Source organism: Streptacidiphilus jiangxiensis (assembly GCF_900109465.1).
Lineage (GTDB): Bacteria > Actinomycetota > Actinomycetes > Streptomycetales > Streptomycetaceae > Streptacidiphilus > Streptacidiphilus jiangxiensis.
The window spans coordinates 101,815-118,795 of record NZ_FOAZ01000008.1; the positions used below are offsets into that span (position 1 = coordinate 101,815).

Here is a 16,981-nt window from a genome sequence, read left to right on the forward strand (position 1 = left end):
GTGGCACAGTCCGGACGAAAGTCTTACCGAGTGGTGGTGGTCCGTTGAGCGCGTGGGTTCTCTTCGTCACCGTCCTGCTGGCCTGCGCCGTCGAGGCCGTCGAGGCGCTGACGGTGGTCCTGGCCGCAGGCGTCGGCCGGGACTGGCGTTCCGCCGGCCAAGGCGTCCTCGCGGCGCTCACCGCGCTCACCGCGACGGTCGCGGTGCTCGGCCCCGCCGTCGGCCGGATCCCCTTGGGCGGTCTGCGCCTGGTCGTCGGCGCGCTGTTGTTGGTCTTCGGCCTCCAGTGGCTGCGCAAGGCCGTCCTGCGGGCCTCGGGTCTCAAGGCGCTGCGCGACGAGGAGGCCGCCTACACCCGCGGCCTGGCCTCGGCCCGCGCCGCGGCGGCGGGCGGGCGCGGCGTGGTGCGCGACTGGTACGCCTTCACGCTGGCGTTCAAGGGGGTCTTCCTGGAGGGTCTGGAGGTGGTCTTCATCGTCCTGACGTTCGGCGCGAACGCCCACGATGTTCCGCTGGCCGCGCTCGCCGCGGCGGTCGCGGTGGCGCTGGTGGCCGGCGCCGGTTTCGCGGTGCGGGGACCGCTCGCGCGGGTCCCGGAGAACACCATGAAGTTCGTGGTCGGCACGATGCTGACGGCCTTCGGCGTGTTCTGGTCCACGGAGGGCGCGGGCGCCCACTGGCCCGGCTCGGACGCGGCCCTGCTCGTGCTGGTCCCCGGGATCGCCCTGGTCGCCCTCGGCTACGTGCGGCTCCTGCGGAGGGCGGAGCGGAAGACGGAGAAGTCGGAGAGGACGGGGGCGACGGCGTGAGGACCCTGCGTGCGTTCGGACGGTTCTGGTACGACTTCGTCATCGGCGACGACTGGCGCGTCGCGGTGGGTGTCGCCGTCGCCCTCGGTTGCACGGCCGCGCTGGTCCACGCGGGCGTCGACGCCTGGTGGCTGACGCCGCCCGCGGTCGTGCTCCTCCTCGGCCTCTCGCTGAGGCGGGCCGCGAAGCGGTGACCGGTTCATCGGCCCGGGGCGAGGATGCCGCGTTCCATGGCCGTGGTCACCGCGGCGGTGCGGTCGGTGACGCCCAGCTTGCCGAAGGCGCGCAGCAGGTGGGTCTTGACCGTCGCCTCGCTGATCAGCAGCTCGCGGCCGATCTCGGCGTTGGTCAGGCCGGTGGCGACCAGGCGCAGGACCTCCAGCTCGCGTGCGGACAGGGCGGTGGTCGGGCCGGTGGTCCGGATCCGGGAGACGAGCTTGGCCGCCACGGTCGGGGCCAGCACGGTCTCGCCCCGGGCGGCCGCCCGGATGGCGTGGGCGAGCTCCTGCCGGGTGCAGTCCTTGAGCAGGTAGCCCGCGGCCCCGGCCGCCACGGCCCGCAGGATGTCGGCGTCGGTCTCGTAGGTGGTGACCACGACGACCCTGGTGCCGGGGCTCTCGGCAAGGATCATCGCGGTCGCGTCGGCACCGTCGGTCCCGGGCATCCGCAGGTCCATCAGAACGACCTCCGGCCTGTTCAGCAGCGTGGCGGCGACGGCCTCGGCCGCGCTGCCGGCCTCCCCGACAACCTCCAGGTCGGCCTCGGGCGCCAGCATGCCGCGGAGCCCTTCACGCACCACCGGGTGGTCGTCCACGAGCAGTACCTTGATCACTGAGCTATCTCCACCCGGAGTCGGGTCCCGTCGCCGGGAGAGCTGTCCACGCTGAGCCGCCCGCCCACGCGGCCGACCCTGTCCTGCATGCCGACGAGACCGAAACCGCCCTCGTGCCCCTTCGTCCTGGCCCGTTCCGTGGGGAAGCCCACGCCGTCGTCGGCCACGTCGAGCCGGACCGATTCGGGCGCGTAGGTCAGGACCACGTCGACGGTGTCCGCCCGCGCGTGTTTGCGGACGTTGGCCAACGCCTCCTGGGCCGCCCGCAGCATCGTGATCTCGGCGTCGGTCGGCAGTCTTCGGGGCTCGCCGACGGTGCGGTAGCGGGCCCGGATGCCGGTCTCCTCGTCGAGCTGCCCGGTCAACCGGCCGAGCGCGTCGGAGAGGCTGGCCGAGTCGAGCGCGCTCGGTCCCTGCGAGGCGACCAGTGCGCGCGCCTCGGCCAGGTTCTCCCGCGCCGTGCGGGCCGCGAGGCCGAGCTGCCGGCACGCCTGTTCGGGATCCGGGTCGACCTGGGCCTCCGCGGCCTGGATCAGCATCAGGATGCTGCTGAAGCCCTGGGCCAGCGTGTCGTGGATCTCTCCGGCCATGCGCTGGCGCTCCTCCAGGGCGCCCTGCCGGCGGTGCGCCTCGGCCAGTTCGGCGCGGGCCTGCTTCAGCTGCCCGATCAGGTGGTGGCGCTCCCGGCTCTCGGCGATGATCTGGTTGATCCAGCCGCCCAGGATGCTGGAGTGCGCGACGCCCAGTGCGCCGGCGGCGCCCACGATCGCGGCCGTGCGCGGGTCGTGCCGGGCCAGCGCGAACAGCGGTGGGATCAGGTTGACGCCGACGAACGCCAGGAAGGCCCGGCGGGGCGGGAAGGCCATGAAGAACTGCGGGTTGAGCGCATAGAGCAGGAAGGTCAGCGTCAGTCCGACGGGCAACTGTGACTGCGCCGCCGCCAACAGGGCCGCCTGGCCGGCCAGGTAGGGGACGGCTGTCGCCCGGGGCTTGGGGCCGTTGCGCAGAATGGCGTGATGGCCGATCAGGCCGTACCACAGGCCCATGGCCGCGACGCAGCCGATCCCGACCAGATGCGACCGGCTGCCGGCGCCCGGAGACAGGCCCAGCATGACCAGCGTGCAGGCGAAAACCAGCGAGCAGCTGAGGTCCCATCGGTTGGCCGGGCTGTCCCACACGTTCCACGCCGGAGTCCTGTCCACGCGCGGAAGTGTGGCACGTGCCGTTCGTCGAGCGTGTCAACCGATCGGTGGACACCGGTGTGACCGCCCGGTGGATCGCGGCAACTACCGTTCCACGCAAGGCTTGTGAGTATGACCACCACGCAGTCGACGCCGGCCGGGCCGCGACCCGGTGCGCGCAGGGGCCGGACCCTGCTGATGACCTGGGGCCCGACCATCCTCTTCAACGGGCTTCTGCCCTACTTCACTTACTCCTACCTCACCGGTCACGGGGCCTCCGAGGTGCAGGGTCTGCTGCTCATCGCGGCCTGGCCGGTGGTGGAGCTCCTGGTGTACTACCTGCTGCACAAGCGGTTGGACGAGTTCGGCGCGATGATGCTGGTGATGTTCCTGCTGACGGCGCTGTCCGCGGTGGCCTACGACAGCTCAAAGCTGCTGCTGCTGAAGGAGTCGGCGCTGACCGTGCTGCTCGGAGCGGCCTTCCTGGGCAGCCTGCTGCTGCCGCGACCGCTGATGTTCTACTTCGGCCGCAAGTTCGCCACCGACGGCTCGCCGGACAGCCTCGCCTGGTGGAACGGGCTGTGGCAGTACCCCGGCTTCCGGCACTCCCAGCGGGTTCTGACGGTCGTCTGGGGCCTGGGCTTCGTCGGGCAGGGCGTCCTGCTCGGCGCGCTGACGGCGGTGGTCTCCACCAGGACCATGGTCGGTCTCAACTCCACCGTCCCCTACGTCTGCATCGGCCTCCAGGTCCTCTTCACCATCGTCTACTCCAAGCGCTCCGCGGCACGCGGCGCGGCCCGGGCCGCCGCGGAGACCACGGCCCCCGGCTCAGCCCCCGGCCTCGTCGCCCAGTAGGGCCGACAACTCGGCGACGGCGCTCGGGAAGGCGCCGTCACGCGGGGTTCCGTAGCCGATCACGAGGCCGGTACGCGGGGCGGCCGAGGGCTCGTGCCAGTGCTCGCCCAGCAGGCCGAAGGCCAGACCCCGGGCGGAGGCCCGGCGGAGCAGCTGCGCCTCGGGCGGCGCGCCGGGCGGGAGGCCGAGCAGTACGTGCTGGCCGGCGGCCACGCCCTCCAGGGAGTAGCCCTCCAGCTCCGACAGGAGCAGGTCACGGCGGCGGCGGTAGCGGCCGCGGCTCGCGCGGACGTGGCGGTCGTAGGCGTGGGAGGTGATGAACTCCGCCAGGGTCAGCTGGCCCAGCGCCTCGGACTGGAAGTCCGTCAGCCGCTTGGCCCGCATCACTGGCTCGACCAGGCGGCCGGGCAGGACCATCCAGGCCAACCGGACGCCGGGGGCCAGGGTCTTCGACGCCGTGCCGATGTAGACGACCGAGTCCGGCGCCGTGCCCTGGAGCGCGCCGACGGGTTGGCGGTCGTAGCGGAACTCGCCGTCGTAGTCGTCCTCGACGACGACTGCGTCGGTGGCCCGCGCCCAGGCGACCAGCGCTCGGCGCCGTTCCGGGTGCAGGGTGACGCCGGTGGGGTACTGGTGGGCGGGGGTGACGACCGCCGCCGCGACATCAGCGGGCAGCGAGGCCGGGTCGGCGCCCTCGGCGTCGACCCGGAGCGGGCGGACGTCACGGCCGTTGAAGCGCAGCACCTCGCGGTGGAACGGCAGGCCGGGGTCCTCCAGGGCGAACGCGCCCTCCCGCAGGGCGTGGGCGAGGAGGGTGAGGGCCTGCACGTAGCCGGCGGTGACGACGATGCGGCCCGGCGAGGCGTCGACACCGCGCGCGCGGCCGAGGTAGTCGGCGAGTGCGGCGCGCAGCTCGGGGCGGCCGCGACTGTCTCCGTAGGCGAACGCCGCGGGAGGGGCCGAGCCCAGCGCGCGGCGGGAGGCGCTCAGCCAGGCGGCGACGGGGAACGAGCCGACGTCCGGCGTGCCGGGGCGCAGGTCGTGGCGGGGCGGGCGCGGGGTGCCCCGGGTCGCCCGTGGCTCGGGTCGGGCGATCTCCGCGACGCGGGTGCCGGAGCCGTGACGGGCGATCAGGTAGCCCTCGGCCACCAGCTGGTCGTAGGCCGCGCTGACGGTGCCCCGGGACAGGCCCAGCTCCGAGGCCAGGACGCGGGTCGCCGGCAGCAGGGCGCCGGTGGTCAACCGGCCGTCGCGGATCGCCTCGCGCAGCGACCGCTCCAGGGCGGCCCGGACGCCCTCGCCGCCGACGCGCCCGGCGGTCAGGTCGAGGTGGAGGTCGACGCCGAAAGTGGACCACTCATCGGTCATGGGAATGGACCTTATCGTGGGACCACTGGCGCGCCAGACTCTTACTCATGACGACGAACACGAACACGAAGACCGAGAACCCGCAGATCACCGTCCGCATCGCCGCGGACAAGCTGGCCCCCGCCGCGATGCGTGCGATGGTCGCGCTGGACAAGGCGACCTCCGGGAGCGACCTGGAGGTGGGCCTGAAGGAGCTGGTGCGGGCGCGTGCCTCGCAGATCAACGGCTGCGCCTACTGCGTCGACACCCACTCCGCCGACGCGCTGGCCGGCGGCGAGGACCAGCGGCGGCTGCTGCTGCTGCCGGTGTGGCAGGAGACGGGCCTGTTCTCGCGCCGCGAGCGTGCCGCGCTGGCGCTGACCGAGGCGGTCACCCGCCTGTCGGAGGGGCCGGTCCGGGACGAGGTGTGGTCCGCCGCGGCCGAGGAGTTCGAGGAGACCGAGCTCGCCGAGCTGCTCTGGCTGATCACCACCATCAACGCCTGGAACCGCGTCAGCGTCGCGGCGCAGGCCTGGCCCGTCAACGAGTGAAGGACGGACCAGGCGTGCGGCGCCGGGAGCGCGCCTCGGCTCAGTGGTTGAGGGCGACCTCGACGATCTTGACGACGACCAAGATCATCGCGATCAGCAGGTAGCCGCGGAGCGCGCTCATGCCGATCCTGCGGCCGGTGGCCATGGCGGGCCGGGTCAGCGTCTCCAGCGGCGGCATCCGCCAGTTGTCGCGGTCGGTCCGGTCGACGGGGTCCTCCTTGGTGGCGGTGCGGCGCTTGGTGAAGGCGTAGCCCGCCGCCAGGACCCCGGCGACTCCGCAGCCGGCCATGATGTCGATGATCGCGCCGGCGGTGATGTCCGGGAACAGCACCGAGGCCGTAAGGATGATCGACAGGGTGACCAGGACGCCGACGACGGCCGCCGTGAAGGCGTTGGTCCTGGGGCCGTTGACCCACGGGCCGAGCACCTGCTTGTCGTTGCAGAGCAGCAGCAGGAAGACCGTCGCGGAGGGCAGCAGCACGCCCGCGAGCGTCTGCACGCCCTCGGTCAGCAGGCCCAGCGGCGAGCCGGGGATCAGCACGACCGCGGCCGCGAGGGCCACGATGCCGGCGTAGACGGCGTAGAAGCCCTTGGCGCCCTTGACCCCGCGGTGCAGCGAGTGCCTGATGCCGAAGACGTCACCGATCGCGTAGGCGGTGGAGAGCGAGACCGCGAACGCGCCGATGATCGAGGCGTCCAGCAGCGCGACGGCGAACAGCACCCCGGCGACCTTGCCCGCGTGGGCCTCGATGCCGTGCGCGAGCCCGGCCGCGTCCGTGAAGTTGCCGAAGCCGTCGGGACCGGTGGTGCCGGCGAACGCGGCGGCGGTCGCGCCCATCAGCGCGGCGGCGCCGACGACGACGATCACGATGCCGAGCCACAGGTCGGCCTTCTCGTACTTCATGAAGCGCGGGGTGATCCGCTTGTCGATGACGTAGCTCTGCTGGAAGAACAGCTGCCAGGGCGCGACGGTGGTGCCGACGATGCCGATGATCAGCAGCATCACGGTGGCGAGCTGGCCCTGCCCGCCCGGCAGGTTCGGGACCACGAAGTCGTGGGCCATCTGCGAGGTCTTCGGGTGGGACAGGAAGTAGATCGGCACCAGCAGCAGCGAGCCGGCGCAGAGCGCGATCGCGATCCGCTCGAAGCGCTGGAACGAACCGGTGAAGGCCGAGGCGACGATGATCGCGGCGGCGAGCACCACGGCGAGTGCCTTGGGCAGGCCCAGATAGCCCGCGGCCAGCGTGATCCCGATGAACTCCGTCACCAGCGTCAGTGCGTTGAGGATGAACAGGTCGATGACGCTGAACGCGCCCCAGAACCTGCCGAAGCGCTCCAGGATCAGCCGGGCGTGGCCCACCCCGGTGACCGCGCCCAGGCGGAGCACCATCTCCTGGTTGACGTAGAGCACCGGCACGAGCAGCAGCAGCGTCCACAGCAGGTGGGTGCCGTAGTTCTGCCCGGCCTGGCCGTAGGTGGCGAAGGCGCCGGCGTCGTTGTCGCCGACCATGACGATCAGGCCGGGGCCGACGATCGCGAGCAGCGTCTTGAGCTTCGCGGACAGGCCGCGGCGGTCGCCGTGGTCGTCGAGCCTGATGGTGCCGAGTGCGCCGCGGATGTCGCCGACGTGCGCGTCGTCGAGCACCGCCGAACGGGTCCGGGTGTCGATGGTGGTGGTCATGGTGAATCCCTCCCTGTGGCCGTGAGGCCTGGTGGAGGGCATGCAGCATCCATCCGCCCTGCGAGCACCGAGCACACGGGCGCGCAGAATGGGGCGGTTCAGGAAGGCAGGTGGTTACCGCATGCCGGAAGAAGACGAGGTCAAGCGGGTGTCGTGGGGCCGTTTGTGGCCCGGACTAGGACTGCAGTCCACTGCTTCTCGCCTCCCTCCGGTCAAGACGCACGCATCGCGCGGTACGTCGTAGCGGCAGGGGGCACACCGGACACGGATCGCCGACGCGGATCCGGTACACCCCAACTCGTCAGAGCTTTGGCACTCCACGGCGTAGCACTCGCGTGCAGCCACTTGGCCTCAACCCTTAGGTCGGGAAGAGGTGTCCTGATCCGGAGCGTCTCTCGACGGTTGGGATCAGTGGCCTGTGTCCGTGAAGACGCCTCACCGAACGAGGTGTCTCTCTCGTAAGAACTCCACCATGGTTGCTCTCGTGCACGTGGGGTGTCAAATGCGTTGACGCGACCTTTACGCCTTTTGCCGGGCCAGGTCCGTGTGCCGAGCGTCGGCTCCGCTGCGGCCCGCCGGCAGGTCCGGGAGCGCCGCCGGGACCGGCAGCACGCCCGGGAGCGCCGCCGGGCCCGGCAGCTGGTCCGGAAGCGCCGCCGGGCCCGACAGCAGGTCCGGCAGCAGGTCCGCTGTGCGGGAGAAGCGGAAGCCGAGGGTCTCGGCGCGGGTCGTGTCCATCGCGTAGGCGCGTTCGAACGAGAACGGCGAGGCGGGCGCCCCGACCTCGACGATCGCCGCCGGGTCGATGGCCAATGCCAACTCCCGTGCGGTCAAAGTCCCCTGGCCGGCCGCGTTGACCGGCCCGGTGAACTCGGCGGCTGCCGTCCAGGCCAGGAACCGGGCGATCTCCGGCGCGTGGACGAACGAGGCCGGCTGCGGGTCGGGGTGGACCAGGATCGGCCGACGGGCGGCGATCCGCTCCGTGTAGTGGGCGAGCCGCCCGGTGAAGTCACCGTCGCCCAGCACGTGGGCGGTTCGCACGCTCGTGAACGTGCTGTCCGCCGAGGCGAAGGCCGCCTGCAGGACGGCCTCGGCCTGGCGCTTGCCCTCACCGTAGTGGCGGTCGAGGAAATCCGGTTCGTGCCACGGGAGTTCCGGCCGGATCCGGACCGCGGCGAGATCGACGGCGTCCTCGGTGAGCGTCGGACCGTGCGGGCGTCCGAGTTCCGCGTAGACCTCGACGGTCGAGGTCATCACGTACCGCGCCGTGCGGCCCGCGAACACCCGTGCCGCGACGGCTGCTTGGCGCGGCGTGTAGCAGACCTGGTCCACGACGGCGTCGAAGCGCCGCTCGCCCAGCGCCGCGTGCAGCGCCGCCTCGTCGTCACGGTCCGCCCGCGCGTGCGTGACGCCCTGTGGCGGTGGCGCGGAGCCTCGGTTGACGACGGTGACCTCGGCTCCGGCCGCGCACAGCTCCGTGACCAGGAGCCGTCCGAAGTAGCGGCTCCCGCCGATCACGGCGACGGAGCGTCCGGCGAGAGCCGCGAGGGGTTGGCGCGTGTGGTCCATGAGGCCAGCCTGTCGGGGCACTGTCGACAGCGGTAGTGTCGATCTGCTGAAGCCGTCCTAAGGAGAACTGGTGATCGACGTCCAGCGGCTGGCCGTGCTGCGCGAGGTGTCCCGCCAGGGCAGCTTCAACCAGGCGGCGGGCGTGCTGCGGCTCACCCCCTCGGCCGTCTCCCAGCAGATCGCGGCGCTGGAACGGCGGCTGGGCTCCCGGGTGGTCGAACGCAGCACGCGGGGCGTGGTGCTGACCGAGGCCGGACGGCTGCTGGTCGACGCGGCCGAGGCCATCGCGGCCGAACTCGCCGACGCGCAGCAGCGCATCGACCGGCTCGCCCAGCCGCGGCAGACGCTGACCGTGGCCACCTTCGCCAGCGGTGGCCGTCATCTGCTGCCGGGCGTCCTCGGTGGGTTCGTCGCCGACCATCCGGAGGCGGAGCTGACGATCGTCGAGGCCGAGCCCGAGGAGAGCCTGCCGCTGGTCCGCGAGGGACGTGTGGACGTGGCTCTCGCCTACCACTTCGACGGTCCGCCGCCCGCCCGCCCCGGTGACCGCACCGGCCTGGACTGGGCCCCGTTGCTGGACGACCCGCTGCGGGTCGTCCTCCCGCGCGCGCACCCCCGCGCGGGCGGGCCGGCGACTGTGGACCTGGCCGACCTGGCGGGGGAGCGGTGGGTGCTGGGCTGTCTCAAGTCCGCCGCACAGCTGGCCCGTTACGCGGAGCTGGCAGGAGTGGAGTTGAGCGTGTCGTGCAGCTCGACGGACTACGCCTTTGCCCAGTCGCTGGTCCGCGCGGGGGTCGGCATCGCGCTGATCCCGCAGATCGCGGTCGAGCGGGCACCGGATCTCGTGGCGCTCACGCCGGCCTCGCCCGCCCCGGTCCGCCACATCGGCCTCGCCCGCGCCCGCCGCCACCGCGGCCCGGCGGACCGGCTGACCGACGAGCTCTCGGCTCGTCTGCGCGCCGCAGTCGCAGCCGACGCCGGAGCCGCAGCCCCAGGGAACGCCCCAGCCGACGCCGACGCCTGCGCCGCGTCGTAGCGTCAGCCCGCGGTGGCCGACTTGGCCGCCTTCGCGGCCTTCGCGGCGGCCTTCATCTCCTGCTTGTGGGCCCGGACCTTCTCCAGGGATGCGGGCCCGGTGATGTCCGCGATCGAGCGGAAGCTGTCCTTCTCGCCGTAGGCCCCCGCCGCCTCGCGCCAGCCCTTGGGGCGGACGCCGAGCTGCTTGCCCAGCAACGCCAGGAAGATCTGTGCCTTCTGCCGGCCGAAGCCCGGCAGGTCCACGAGACGGTCCAGCAGCTCGTCGCCGCTCGACGCGTCCCGCCACAGGGCCTCCGCGTCGCCGTCGTAGTGGGCGTCGAGGTAGGCGCAGAGCTGCTGGATCCGCTTGGCCATTGATCCCGGGTAGCGGTGGATGGCCGGCTTCTCCGCGCAGAGCGCGGCGAACGCGTCCGGGTCGTGGTCGGCGATCCGGTGCGCGTCGAGATCGTCTCCGCCCAGGCGTTCGAGCAGCGTGGCGGGGCCGCTGAAGGCCCACTCCATGGGTACCTGCTGGTCCAGCAGCATGCCGATGAGAGCGGCCAGCGGGCTGCGACTGAGCAGGGCGTCCGCGTCGCGGTTCTGCGCGAGGTGGAGATCGGTCGCCATGGCGCCCTCCTTCGGGACGTTCGTGCGCGTTGCCCATTCTCCGTGCCGCGCCCCGCCGCCGCCCGGTGACACGCAGCACGGGGAGCCGTGGCGACAGGTCAAGATTTGGTAATGGTTTTCATCTCGTACTCATTCGGGCTAGTGATGAAAACCATTTCCACCTAACGTGAAGGAGTCAGCTTCGCCGCGACTGCCCCAGGGGGTCCAGCACCATGCGCTCGTCCGTCCCGTCCCGTCCGACCACCCACCGCCGCCTGGCCCGTACGGTGCTCGGCGGTACGGCGATCGCCCTGGTGGCGACGGTCAGCGCGTGCGCCACCACGGCCCCGGCCGGATCCCGCGCCACTGACGGCTCGGGCGCCGACGCCGCGGCCGGCGGCAAGGTGATCCAGGTCGTCGCCGCGGAGAACTTCTGGGGCTCCATAGCCGCCCAGCTCGGCGGTTCGCACGTGCACGTGACCAGCATCATCACCAACCCGGACACGGACCCGCACTCCTACGAACCGACCGCCGCCGACGCGCGCACCGTCACCACGGCCCAGTACGCGATCGTCAACGGCATCGGCTACGACGCCTGGGCGGACAAGCTGCTCGCCACCAACCCCGGCAGCGGCCGCACCGAGCTCAAGGTCGGCGACCTGGTCGGGATCCAGCCCGGCGGGAACCCGCACCGCTGGTACTCGCCCACCGACGTGCACCAGGTCATCGAGCAGATCACGGCCGACTACAAGAAGATCGACCCTGCCGACGCGGCCTGGTTCGACCAGCAGAAGCAGACGTTCGAGACGCAGACGCTGGCCCGGTACAACCAGCTGATCTCCGACATCAGGGCGAAGTACGCGGGCACGCCGATCGGCGCGTCGGAGTCCATCGTCACGCCGCTCGCCGAGGGCCTGGGCCTGAAGATGGCGACGCCGGAGACCTTCCTCGACGCGATGAGCGAGGGCACCGACCCGACCGCCGCGGACAAGGCGCTGATCGACCAGCAGATCAGGACCAAGCAGATCAAGGTCTACGTCTACAACAGCCAGAACTCCACCCCCGACGTCGTCGCCCAGGTGAAGCTGGCCAAGTCCGAGGGCATTCCGGTCGCCACCGTGACCGAGACCCTCGCGCCCGCCGGCGACACCTTCCAGCAGTGGCAGACCACCGAGCTCCAGGGCATCGAGCAGGCCCTCCACCAGGCCACCGGGAAGTGAGAACCCACGTGAACCCTGTCGTCGCCCCCACTTCGCAGCCCTCGGCGCCCTCGGCCTCCGCGGCCTCCGGGGCCTCCGGGGCCTCCGGGGCACCGGCCCCCGTCATCGGCCTGCGCGGCGCGGCCGTTCGCGTCGGCGGCCGGACGCTCTGGTCGGGTGTCGATCTCGACGTCCGCGCGGGCGAGTTCACCGCCGTGCTCGGCCCGAACGGCGTCGGCAAGTCCACGCTGGTCAAGGTGCTGCTCGGCATCGTGCCCGCGGCGTCCGGTGAGATCCGCGTGCTCGACCGCCGTCCCGGTGAGGCGGGCAGCCGCGTCGGCTACCTGCCGCAGCGCCGGAGTTTCGACCCGGACCTGCGCATCCGCGGGATCGACGTGGTCCGCCTCGGCCTCGACGGCGACCGCTGGGGCGTCCCCCTGCCGTTCTCCCGCACCCGCCGCGACGAGCGGGAGCGCATAGCCGAAGTGGTCGAACTGGTCGGCGCGAGCGCCTACGCGCACCGCCCGATCGGCCAGTGCTCGGGCGGCGAGCAGCAGCGGCTGCTGATCGCCCAGGCGCTCGTGCGCCGCCCCGAGGTGCTGCTCCTCGACGAGCCGCTCGACAGCCTCGACCTGCCCAACCAGAGCGCCGTCGCGGCGCTCATCGGCCGCATCTGCCATCAGGAGCGCGTCGCCGTGGTGATGGTCGCCCACGACGTCAACCCGATCCTGCACCACCTCGACCGGGTCGTGTACATCGCCGAGGGCGGCGCGGTCTCCGGCACGCCCGACGAGGTCATCGACTCCGACACGCTGACCCGCCTCTACGGCACCCCGGTGGAGGTGCTGCGCACCCGCGACGGACGCCTCGTCGTGGTCGGCCAGCCCGAGGCGCCCGCCGTCCACAGCGACCGGCACGCGGGGTGAACTGACATGGGTTCACCGGTCCTCTCCTGGAACCTCCTCGACGACTTCCAGCTCATGTGGTCCTACCCGTTCATGGTCAACGCCTTCCGCGCCGGCGCGATCGTCGCCGTCGTCGCCGGGGCCGTCGGCTGGTTCATGGTGCTGCGCCGCCAGACCTTCGCCGGGCACACGCTGTCCGTCGTCGCCTTCCCCGGCGCCGCCCTGGCGACGCTCGCCGGATTCAGCCTGAGCCTCGGCTACTTCGGCTTCTGCATCGCCGCCGCGCTCGCGGTCGCGGCCCTGCGCCGCGGCCGCGAGCCCGGCGGCTCGGAGGAGTCGGCCGCCACGGGCACCGTCCAGGCGTTCCTGCTGGCCTGCGGCTACCTGTTCATGGCCCTCTACAAGGGCTTGTTGGAGGGACCGCAGTCGTTGCTCTTCGGCAGCTTCCTCGGGATCACCGGTGGGCAGGTCACGGTGCTTGCCGTGGCCGGGGTCGTGGTCCTGGCCGCCCTCGCGGCGATCGGGCGCCCGCTCCTGTTCGCCTCCGTCGACCCGCAGGTCGCGGCCGCGCGCGGGGTGCCGGTGCGGCTGCTCTCCGTCGCATTCCTCGTCCTGCTCGGCGCCGCCACGGCCGAGGCCGCGCAGATCACCGGCGCGCTGCTGGTCTTCGCCCTCATGGTGCTTCCGGCGGCGACCGCCCAGGTGCTCACCGCCCGGCCCGGCCTCAGCCTGCTGCTGACCGTGGCCATCGGGTTCGCCGTCACCTGGGCCGGTCTGGTCGCCGCCTTCTACCAGCCCTATCCGCTCGGATTCTTCGTGACCTCCTTCGCCTTCGCGCTGTTCCTGCTCGCGCACGGCGCCCGCGCCGTCGCCCGCGCGCGGGAGCGCCGTCGCGCCGAGTCGGGCCGGCCGGTTCTCGTGGGGAGCGCCGCATGAACGCCCTCCTGGCTTCTGCGTCCGCCTCTGCGTCCGCCTCTGCGTCCGTTGCGTCCGCTGCCACGTCCGGCGCGTCCGGCATGACGACGTCCGTCTGGGCCCAGCCGTTCTTCCACCACGCGCTGCTCGCAGGCACGTTCATCGCCCTCGCGGCGGGCCTGGTCGGCTACTTCCTGGTGCTGCGCGCCCAGGTCTTCACCGGCGACGCGCTCAGCCACGTCGCCTTCACCGGCGCCATGGCCGCCCTCGCCGGCGGTTACGACCTGCGGCTCGGTCTGTTCGTGGGCTGCGTCCTGGTCGCCCTGCTGCTGGCCGGGGTCGGTCGCCGCGGCAAGGCGGACGACGTCGTCATCGGCAGCGCGTTCGCCTGGGTGCTGGGCCTCGGCTCGTTCTTCCTGACCCTCTACACCACCTCGGCCAGCGGTCTCGGCGACGGAGGCGCCGGCACCTCGGTGCTCTTCGGCTCCATCTTCGGCCTGGACGGCGGACAGGCGCTGGTCGCCGTGCTGGTCGCGCTCGCCGTCGCCGTCGCCGTGCTGCTGATCGCCCGCCCGCTGCTCTTCGCCACCCTCGACGAGAACGTCGCCGCCGCACGCGGTGTCCCGGTCAAAGCGCTGGGCCTCGGCTTCCTCGTCCTCGTCGGCGTCACGGCCGGCGAAGCGACCCAGGCGGTGGGCTCCCTGCTCCTGCTCGGGCTGCTCGCCGCCCCGGCAGGCGCCGCGGTCCGCCTCACCGATCGCCCCTTCCACGGCCTCGCCCTCGCGGCGGGCCTCGCCGTGGGCGAGATGTGGGCGGGCCTCGCCCTCTCCGCGTGGATCCCGCAGTGCCCGCCGAGCTTCGCCGTCATGGCCGCCGCCACGGCGGTCTACGCCGCGACCTGGCTGCGGCCGCGCCGGGCGTCCCGCTCCTCGCTGGTGGTGGCCCGCGGTTGAACCGGCCGCGGGTCGGGCCGAGATCACCTCCCTTGCGGCGCAAGCCAGTTACTGTTGATCGACCGAAACGATCACAGGAAAGCGAGTGTTCATGACGGACAAGGGCAGTGCTCTGATCGTCGGTGTCGGCCCGGGCCTGGGCGTCGCCGTGGCCCGCGCGTTCGCCGAGGCAGGTCACCCGGTGGCACTGATCGGCCGGACCGACACGAAGCTCAAGGAGTTGGCCGCTCAGCTCCACGCCGAGGGCCACACCGCTCAGGCCTACCAGGCGGACGCCGCCGACCCGGCACGACTGCGGTCCGTGCTGGACGCTGCCGTCGCCGAGCTGGGGGCACCCGAGGTGCTCGTCTACAACGCCGCCCTCGCCCGCCCCGACACCCCGACGGGCGTCAGCCCCGAGGACTGGACGGCCGGTCTGGCCGTCAACGTCGTCGGCGCCACAGTGGCGGCGAGCCACGTGATCCCCGCCCTCCGCGGCGGCCGCGGCACGGTTCTGTTCACCGGCGGCGGCTTCGCCCTCGCACCGTCCCCCGTCTACGCCACGCTCTCCGTCGGCAAGGCCGCCCTGCGCGCCTACGCCCAGGCCCTGCACGAGGACCAGCGCGACGCGGGCGTGCACGTGACCACGGTGACGATCGGCGGCTTCATCAACGCGGGCGACGACCGCTTCGACCCGGCGGCCATCGCCCGGGTCTACGTCGAGCTGCACCAGCATCCGCAGGACCAGTGGCAGGCGGAGCACCTCTACGCCTGACCGCGCGCGTCGCCGCCGTGCCCCGGGCCGTCGGGGGCCGTCCTCCGGTGCGACCCACCGACGCGTCCACCGGGGCGGCCTGCCCTGGTGGGTGCGTCGGATGGGGCTTGAGCGTCCGTGCCGGGTCGTAGTCTGGCGGGTATGGCGAAGAGTGGCGTGTCCGTGACCGCTGGGGCTGCTGGTGGGCCGGGCTTCAAGAAGGCACCGTTCCCGAAGACGCACATCGCGAGGGTGCGAGCGGCAAGGAAGATCAACCGGGCGCTGGCGGAGGTGTATCCGTACGCGCATCCGGAGCTGGACTTCGAGTCGCCCTTCGAACTGCTGGTGGCCACGGTGCTTTCGGCACAGACGACGGACCTCCGGGTGAACCAGACGACGCCGGCGCTGTTCGCGAAGTACCCGACGGCGGAGGCGATGGCGGACGCCGACCCCGAGGTGCTGGAGGAGCTGATCCGGCCGACGGGCTTCTTCCGGAACAAGGCGAAATCTCTGCTGGGCCTGTCCAAGGCGTTGCGTGACGACTTCGACGGTGAGGTGCCGGGGCGGCTGGAGGATCTGGTCACCCTGCCCGGCGTGGGCCGCAAGACGGCCAATGTCGTCCTCGGCAACGCGTTCGGGGTCCCCGGCATCACGGTGGACACCCACTTCGGCCGCCTCGCCAAGCGCTTCGGCTGGACGGAGTCCGACGACCCGGTCAAGGTCGAGCAGGAGGTCGGCGAGCTGGTCGAGAAGAGCGAGTGGACCATGCTGTCGCACCGGGTCGTCTTCCACGGTCGCCGTATCTGCCACGCTCGCCGTCCCGCCTGCGGCGCCTGCCCGATCGCCCGCCTCTGCCCCTCCTACGGCGAGGGCGAGACCGACCCGGTGAAGGCCGAGAAGCTGCTCAAGTACGAGAAGGGCGGCGCTCCCGGCCAGCGGCTCAAGCCCCCGGCCGACTACCCCGGCGAGGCCGCCGCCCGGGCCACGGGCGGGACCGTCGACTCCGCCGACGCCGCCGACGCCGATGTCGATGTCGATGCCGCCGCTGATGTCGCCGCCGACGCCGCCGAGGGGGTGGGCGCGTGAGTGCCTCGGCAGCCCTCGGGGTGCAGCGGGAAGGCATCCCGGACTGGCTCGTCCCCGTCCGCCAGGTCGCCGAGTCCGTGCAGCCGCGGCAGCTGAGCCGGTTCCTGCCGCCCGCGCAGGGTGGTCGGCGCTCCGCGGTGCTGGTGCTCTTCGGCGAGGCGCCCGGCGGGCAGGGCCCGGACCTGCTGCTGATCGAGCGGGCGCGACGGCTGCGTTCACACGCCGGTCAGCCGTCCTTCCCCGGCGGCGCCCTGGACCCCGTCGACGGCGACCCTGCCGGGGAGGGCCGCATCCGCGCCGCGCTGCGCGAGGCCGAGGAGGAGACCGGGCTGGACCCGGCCGGGGTACAGGTCTTCGGCGTCCTGCCGGATCTCTACATCCCCGTCAGCGACTTCGTGGTCACCCCGGTCCTCGGCTGGTGGCACACGCCGACCCCGGTGGCCCCGGTGGACGAGGGCGAGGTGGCCGAGGTCTTCCGCGTCCCGGTCGCCCGTCTCGCCGACCCGGCCAACCGAGCCCGCGTCAAGCACCCCAGCGGCTTCCGCGGCCCGGCCTTCCAGATCGACGGTCATGTGGTCTGGGGCTTCACGGCGGGTGTGATCGACCGCTTGCTTCACCACGCCGGTTGGGAGCGCCCCTGGGACGGCGCCCGCGAGATCGAGCTCGGAGACCCGTCGGTCTTCGCCTCGCAAGAGGAACAGGCCAGGGCGCTCGCGCTGATGCGCGAAGGCACACTGCCGGG

The 16,981-nt window shown here is 72.5% G+C and carries 17 protein-coding genes, 1 pseudogene and 1 riboswitch; of the genes and pseudogenes, 12 read left to right on the plus strand and 6 right to left on the minus strand.

The window, feature by feature from the left end:
* Positions 1-44 precede the first annotated feature (44 nt).
* Positions 45-809, plus strand: a complete 765-nt coding sequence (locus tag BMY61_RS47705; protein ID WP_052438713.1) for a COG4280 domain-containing protein — start codon at positions 45-47, stop codon at positions 807-809.
* On the plus strand, positions 806-1,003 hold the full coding sequence (locus tag BMY61_RS17065; RefSeq protein ID WP_042447873.1) for a hypothetical protein: 198 nt from the start codon (positions 806-808) through the stop codon (positions 1,001-1,003). The genes BMY61_RS47705 and BMY61_RS17065 overlap by 4 nt, the downstream gene beginning before the upstream one ends.
* Before the next feature lie 5 nt (positions 1,004-1,008).
* On the opposite strand, the gene BMY61_RS17070 is transcribed toward BMY61_RS17065, so the two are convergent.
* Together BMY61_RS17070 and BMY61_RS17075 are read right to left on the minus strand one after the other, a co-directional pair.
* A complete protein-coding gene (locus BMY61_RS17070) occupies positions 1,009-1,641 on the minus strand; it encodes a response regulator (RefSeq protein ID WP_042447876.1) in 633 nt (210 codons plus the stop codon).
* Positions 1,638-2,843 (minus strand): sensor histidine kinase, encoded by a 1,206-nt coding sequence (locus BMY61_RS17075; RefSeq protein ID WP_143094392.1) that lies wholly within the window; start codon positions 2,841-2,843, stop codon positions 1,638-1,640. Before BMY61_RS17075 ends, BMY61_RS17070 begins: the two co-directional genes overlap by 4 nt.
* A 111-nt stretch (positions 2,844-2,954) precedes the next feature.
* Between BMY61_RS17075 and BMY61_RS17080 the strand changes: the two genes are divergently transcribed.
* Positions 2,955-3,677: a VC0807 family protein gene (locus BMY61_RS17080; RefSeq protein ID WP_042447881.1), complete on the plus strand. Its 723-nt coding sequence runs from the start codon at positions 2,955-2,957 to the stop codon at positions 3,675-3,677.
* On the opposite strand, the gene pdxR is transcribed toward BMY61_RS17080, so the two are convergent.
* Positions 3,651-5,045, minus strand: a complete 1,395-nt coding sequence (pdxR, locus tag BMY61_RS17085; protein ID WP_042447883.1) for a MocR-like pyridoxine biosynthesis transcription factor PdxR — start codon at positions 5,043-5,045, stop codon at positions 3,651-3,653. The genes BMY61_RS17080 and pdxR overlap by 27 nt on opposite strands.
* Before the next feature lie 47 nt (positions 5,046-5,092).
* On the opposite strand from pdxR, the gene BMY61_RS17090 reads away from it, so the two are divergent.
* Positions 5,093-5,575, plus strand: coding sequence for a carboxymuconolactone decarboxylase family protein (locus tag BMY61_RS17090; protein ID WP_082015031.1), 483 nt, complete (start codon positions 5,093-5,095; stop codon positions 5,573-5,575).
* A 40-nt stretch (positions 5,576-5,615) separates the two neighbouring features.
* On the opposite strand, the gene BMY61_RS17095 is transcribed toward BMY61_RS17090, so the two are convergent.
* Together BMY61_RS17095 and BMY61_RS17100 are read right to left on the minus strand one after the other, a co-directional pair.
* The gene (locus tag BMY61_RS17095; RefSeq protein ID WP_042447886.1) at positions 5,616-7,256 is read right to left on the minus strand and encodes an NRAMP family divalent metal transporter; all 1,641 of its coding nucleotides are present in this window, start codon (positions 7,254-7,256) and stop codon (positions 5,616-5,618) included.
* 285 nt (positions 7,257-7,541) lie between these two features.
* Positions 7,542-7,710, minus strand: a riboswitch (M-box (ykoK) riboswitch).
* Positions 7,711-7,775: 65 nt separating this feature from the next.
* The gene (locus tag BMY61_RS17100; protein WP_063773251.1) at positions 7,776-8,825 is read right to left on the minus strand and encodes an NAD-dependent epimerase/dehydratase family protein; all 1,050 of its coding nucleotides are present in this window, start codon (positions 8,823-8,825) and stop codon (positions 7,776-7,778) included.
* 70 nt (positions 8,826-8,895) lie between these two features.
* Between BMY61_RS17100 and BMY61_RS17105 the strand changes: the two genes are divergently transcribed.
* The gene (locus BMY61_RS17105) at positions 8,896-9,861 is read left to right on the plus strand and encodes a LysR family transcriptional regulator (RefSeq protein WP_063773252.1); all 966 of its coding nucleotides are present in this window, start codon (positions 8,896-8,898) and stop codon (positions 9,859-9,861) included.
* A gap of 2 nt (positions 9,862-9,863) precedes the next feature.
* Here the strand turns inward: BMY61_RS17105 and BMY61_RS17110 are convergent, their stop codons facing one another.
* Complete coding sequence (locus BMY61_RS17110) at positions 9,864-10,469, minus strand: HhH-GPD-type base excision DNA repair protein (protein WP_042447889.1); 606 nt, start codon at positions 10,467-10,469, stop codon at positions 9,864-9,866.
* A 212-nt stretch (positions 10,470-10,681) separates the two neighbouring features.
* Here BMY61_RS17110 and BMY61_RS17115 point away from each other — a divergent pair, with 212 nt between their 5' ends.
* The 7 genes and pseudogenes from BMY61_RS17115 to BMY61_RS17145 form a co-directional block, all read left to right on the plus strand.
* Positions 10,682-11,668 (plus strand): metal ABC transporter solute-binding protein, Zn/Mn family, encoded by a 987-nt coding sequence (locus tag BMY61_RS17115; protein WP_042447891.1) that lies wholly within the window; start codon positions 10,682-10,684, stop codon positions 11,666-11,668.
* 8 nt (positions 11,669-11,676) lie between these two features.
* Positions 11,677-12,573 carry a metal ABC transporter ATP-binding protein gene (locus BMY61_RS17120; RefSeq protein ID WP_236656018.1) on the plus strand — a complete coding sequence of 299 codons (897 nt, stop codon included), beginning with the start codon at positions 11,677-11,679 and terminating at the stop codon, positions 12,571-12,573.
* A 6-nt stretch (positions 12,574-12,579) separates the two neighbouring features.
* Positions 12,580-13,488: a metal ABC transporter permease gene (locus BMY61_RS17125; protein ID WP_042447894.1), complete on the plus strand. Its 909-nt coding sequence runs from the start codon at positions 12,580-12,582 to the stop codon at positions 13,486-13,488.
* A gap of 80 nt (positions 13,489-13,568) precedes the next feature.
* Entirely contained in the window at positions 13,569-14,420 is an 852-nt protein-coding gene (locus BMY61_RS17130) for a metal ABC transporter permease (protein ID WP_042447896.1), read from the plus strand.
* Positions 14,421-14,511: 91 nt separating this feature from the next.
* Positions 14,512-15,174 carry an SDR family NAD(P)-dependent oxidoreductase gene (locus BMY61_RS17135; RefSeq protein ID WP_042448147.1) on the plus strand — a complete coding sequence of 221 codons (663 nt, stop codon included), beginning with the start codon at positions 14,512-14,514 and terminating at the stop codon, positions 15,172-15,174.
* A gap of 141 nt (positions 15,175-15,315) precedes the next feature.
* The gene (gene nth, locus BMY61_RS17140; protein ID WP_082015033.1) at positions 15,316-16,239 is read left to right on the plus strand and encodes an endonuclease III; all 924 of its coding nucleotides are present in this window, start codon (positions 15,316-15,318) and stop codon (positions 16,237-16,239) included.
* Positions 16,236-16,904 (plus strand): annotated as a pseudogene (locus tag BMY61_RS17145) (NUDIX hydrolase); the annotation flags it as partial. The gene nth and the pseudogene BMY61_RS17145, both read left to right, overlap by 4 nt.
* Between the last annotated feature and the right edge of the window lie 77 nt (positions 16,905-16,981).

What these genes read in the sequence shown, in the direction of transcription:
- BMY61_RS17080 (WP_042447881.1), top strand. Translation starts at nt 2,955, where the DNA reads ATGACCACCACGCAGTCGACGCCGGCCGGGCCGCGACCCGGTGCGCGC.
- pdxR (WP_042447883.1), bottom strand. Translation starts at nt 5,045, where the DNA reads ATGACCGATGAGTGGTCCACTTTCGGCGTCGACCTCCACCTCGACCTG.
- BMY61_RS17090 (WP_082015031.1), top strand. Translation starts at nt 5,093, where the DNA reads ATGACGACGAACACGAACACGAAGACCGAGAACCCGCAGATCACCGTC.
- BMY61_RS17095 (WP_042447886.1), bottom strand. Translation starts at nt 7,256, where the DNA reads ATGACCACCACCATCGACACCCGGACCCGTTCGGCGGTGCTCGACGAC.
- BMY61_RS17100 (WP_063773251.1), bottom strand. Translation starts at nt 8,825, where the DNA reads ATGGACCACACGCGCCAACCCCTCGCGGCTCTCGCCGGACGCTCCGTC.
- BMY61_RS17110 (WP_042447889.1), bottom strand. Translation starts at nt 10,469, where the DNA reads ATGGCGACCGATCTCCACCTCGCGCAGAACCGCGACGCGGACGCCCTG.
- BMY61_RS17115 (WP_042447891.1), top strand. Translation starts at nt 10,682, where the DNA reads ATGCGCTCGTCCGTCCCGTCCCGTCCGACCACCCACCGCCGCCTGGCC.
- BMY61_RS17125 (WP_042447894.1), top strand. Translation starts at nt 12,580, where the DNA reads ATGGGTTCACCGGTCCTCTCCTGGAACCTCCTCGACGACTTCCAGCTC.
- BMY61_RS17130 (WP_042447896.1), top strand. Translation starts at nt 13,569, where the DNA reads ATGACGACGTCCGTCTGGGCCCAGCCGTTCTTCCACCACGCGCTGCTC.
- BMY61_RS17135 (WP_042448147.1), top strand. Translation starts at nt 14,512, where the DNA reads ATGACGGACAAGGGCAGTGCTCTGATCGTCGGTGTCGGCCCGGGCCTG.
- nth (WP_082015033.1), top strand. Translation starts at nt 15,316, where the DNA reads ATGGCGAAGAGTGGCGTGTCCGTGACCGCTGGGGCTGCTGGTGGGCCG.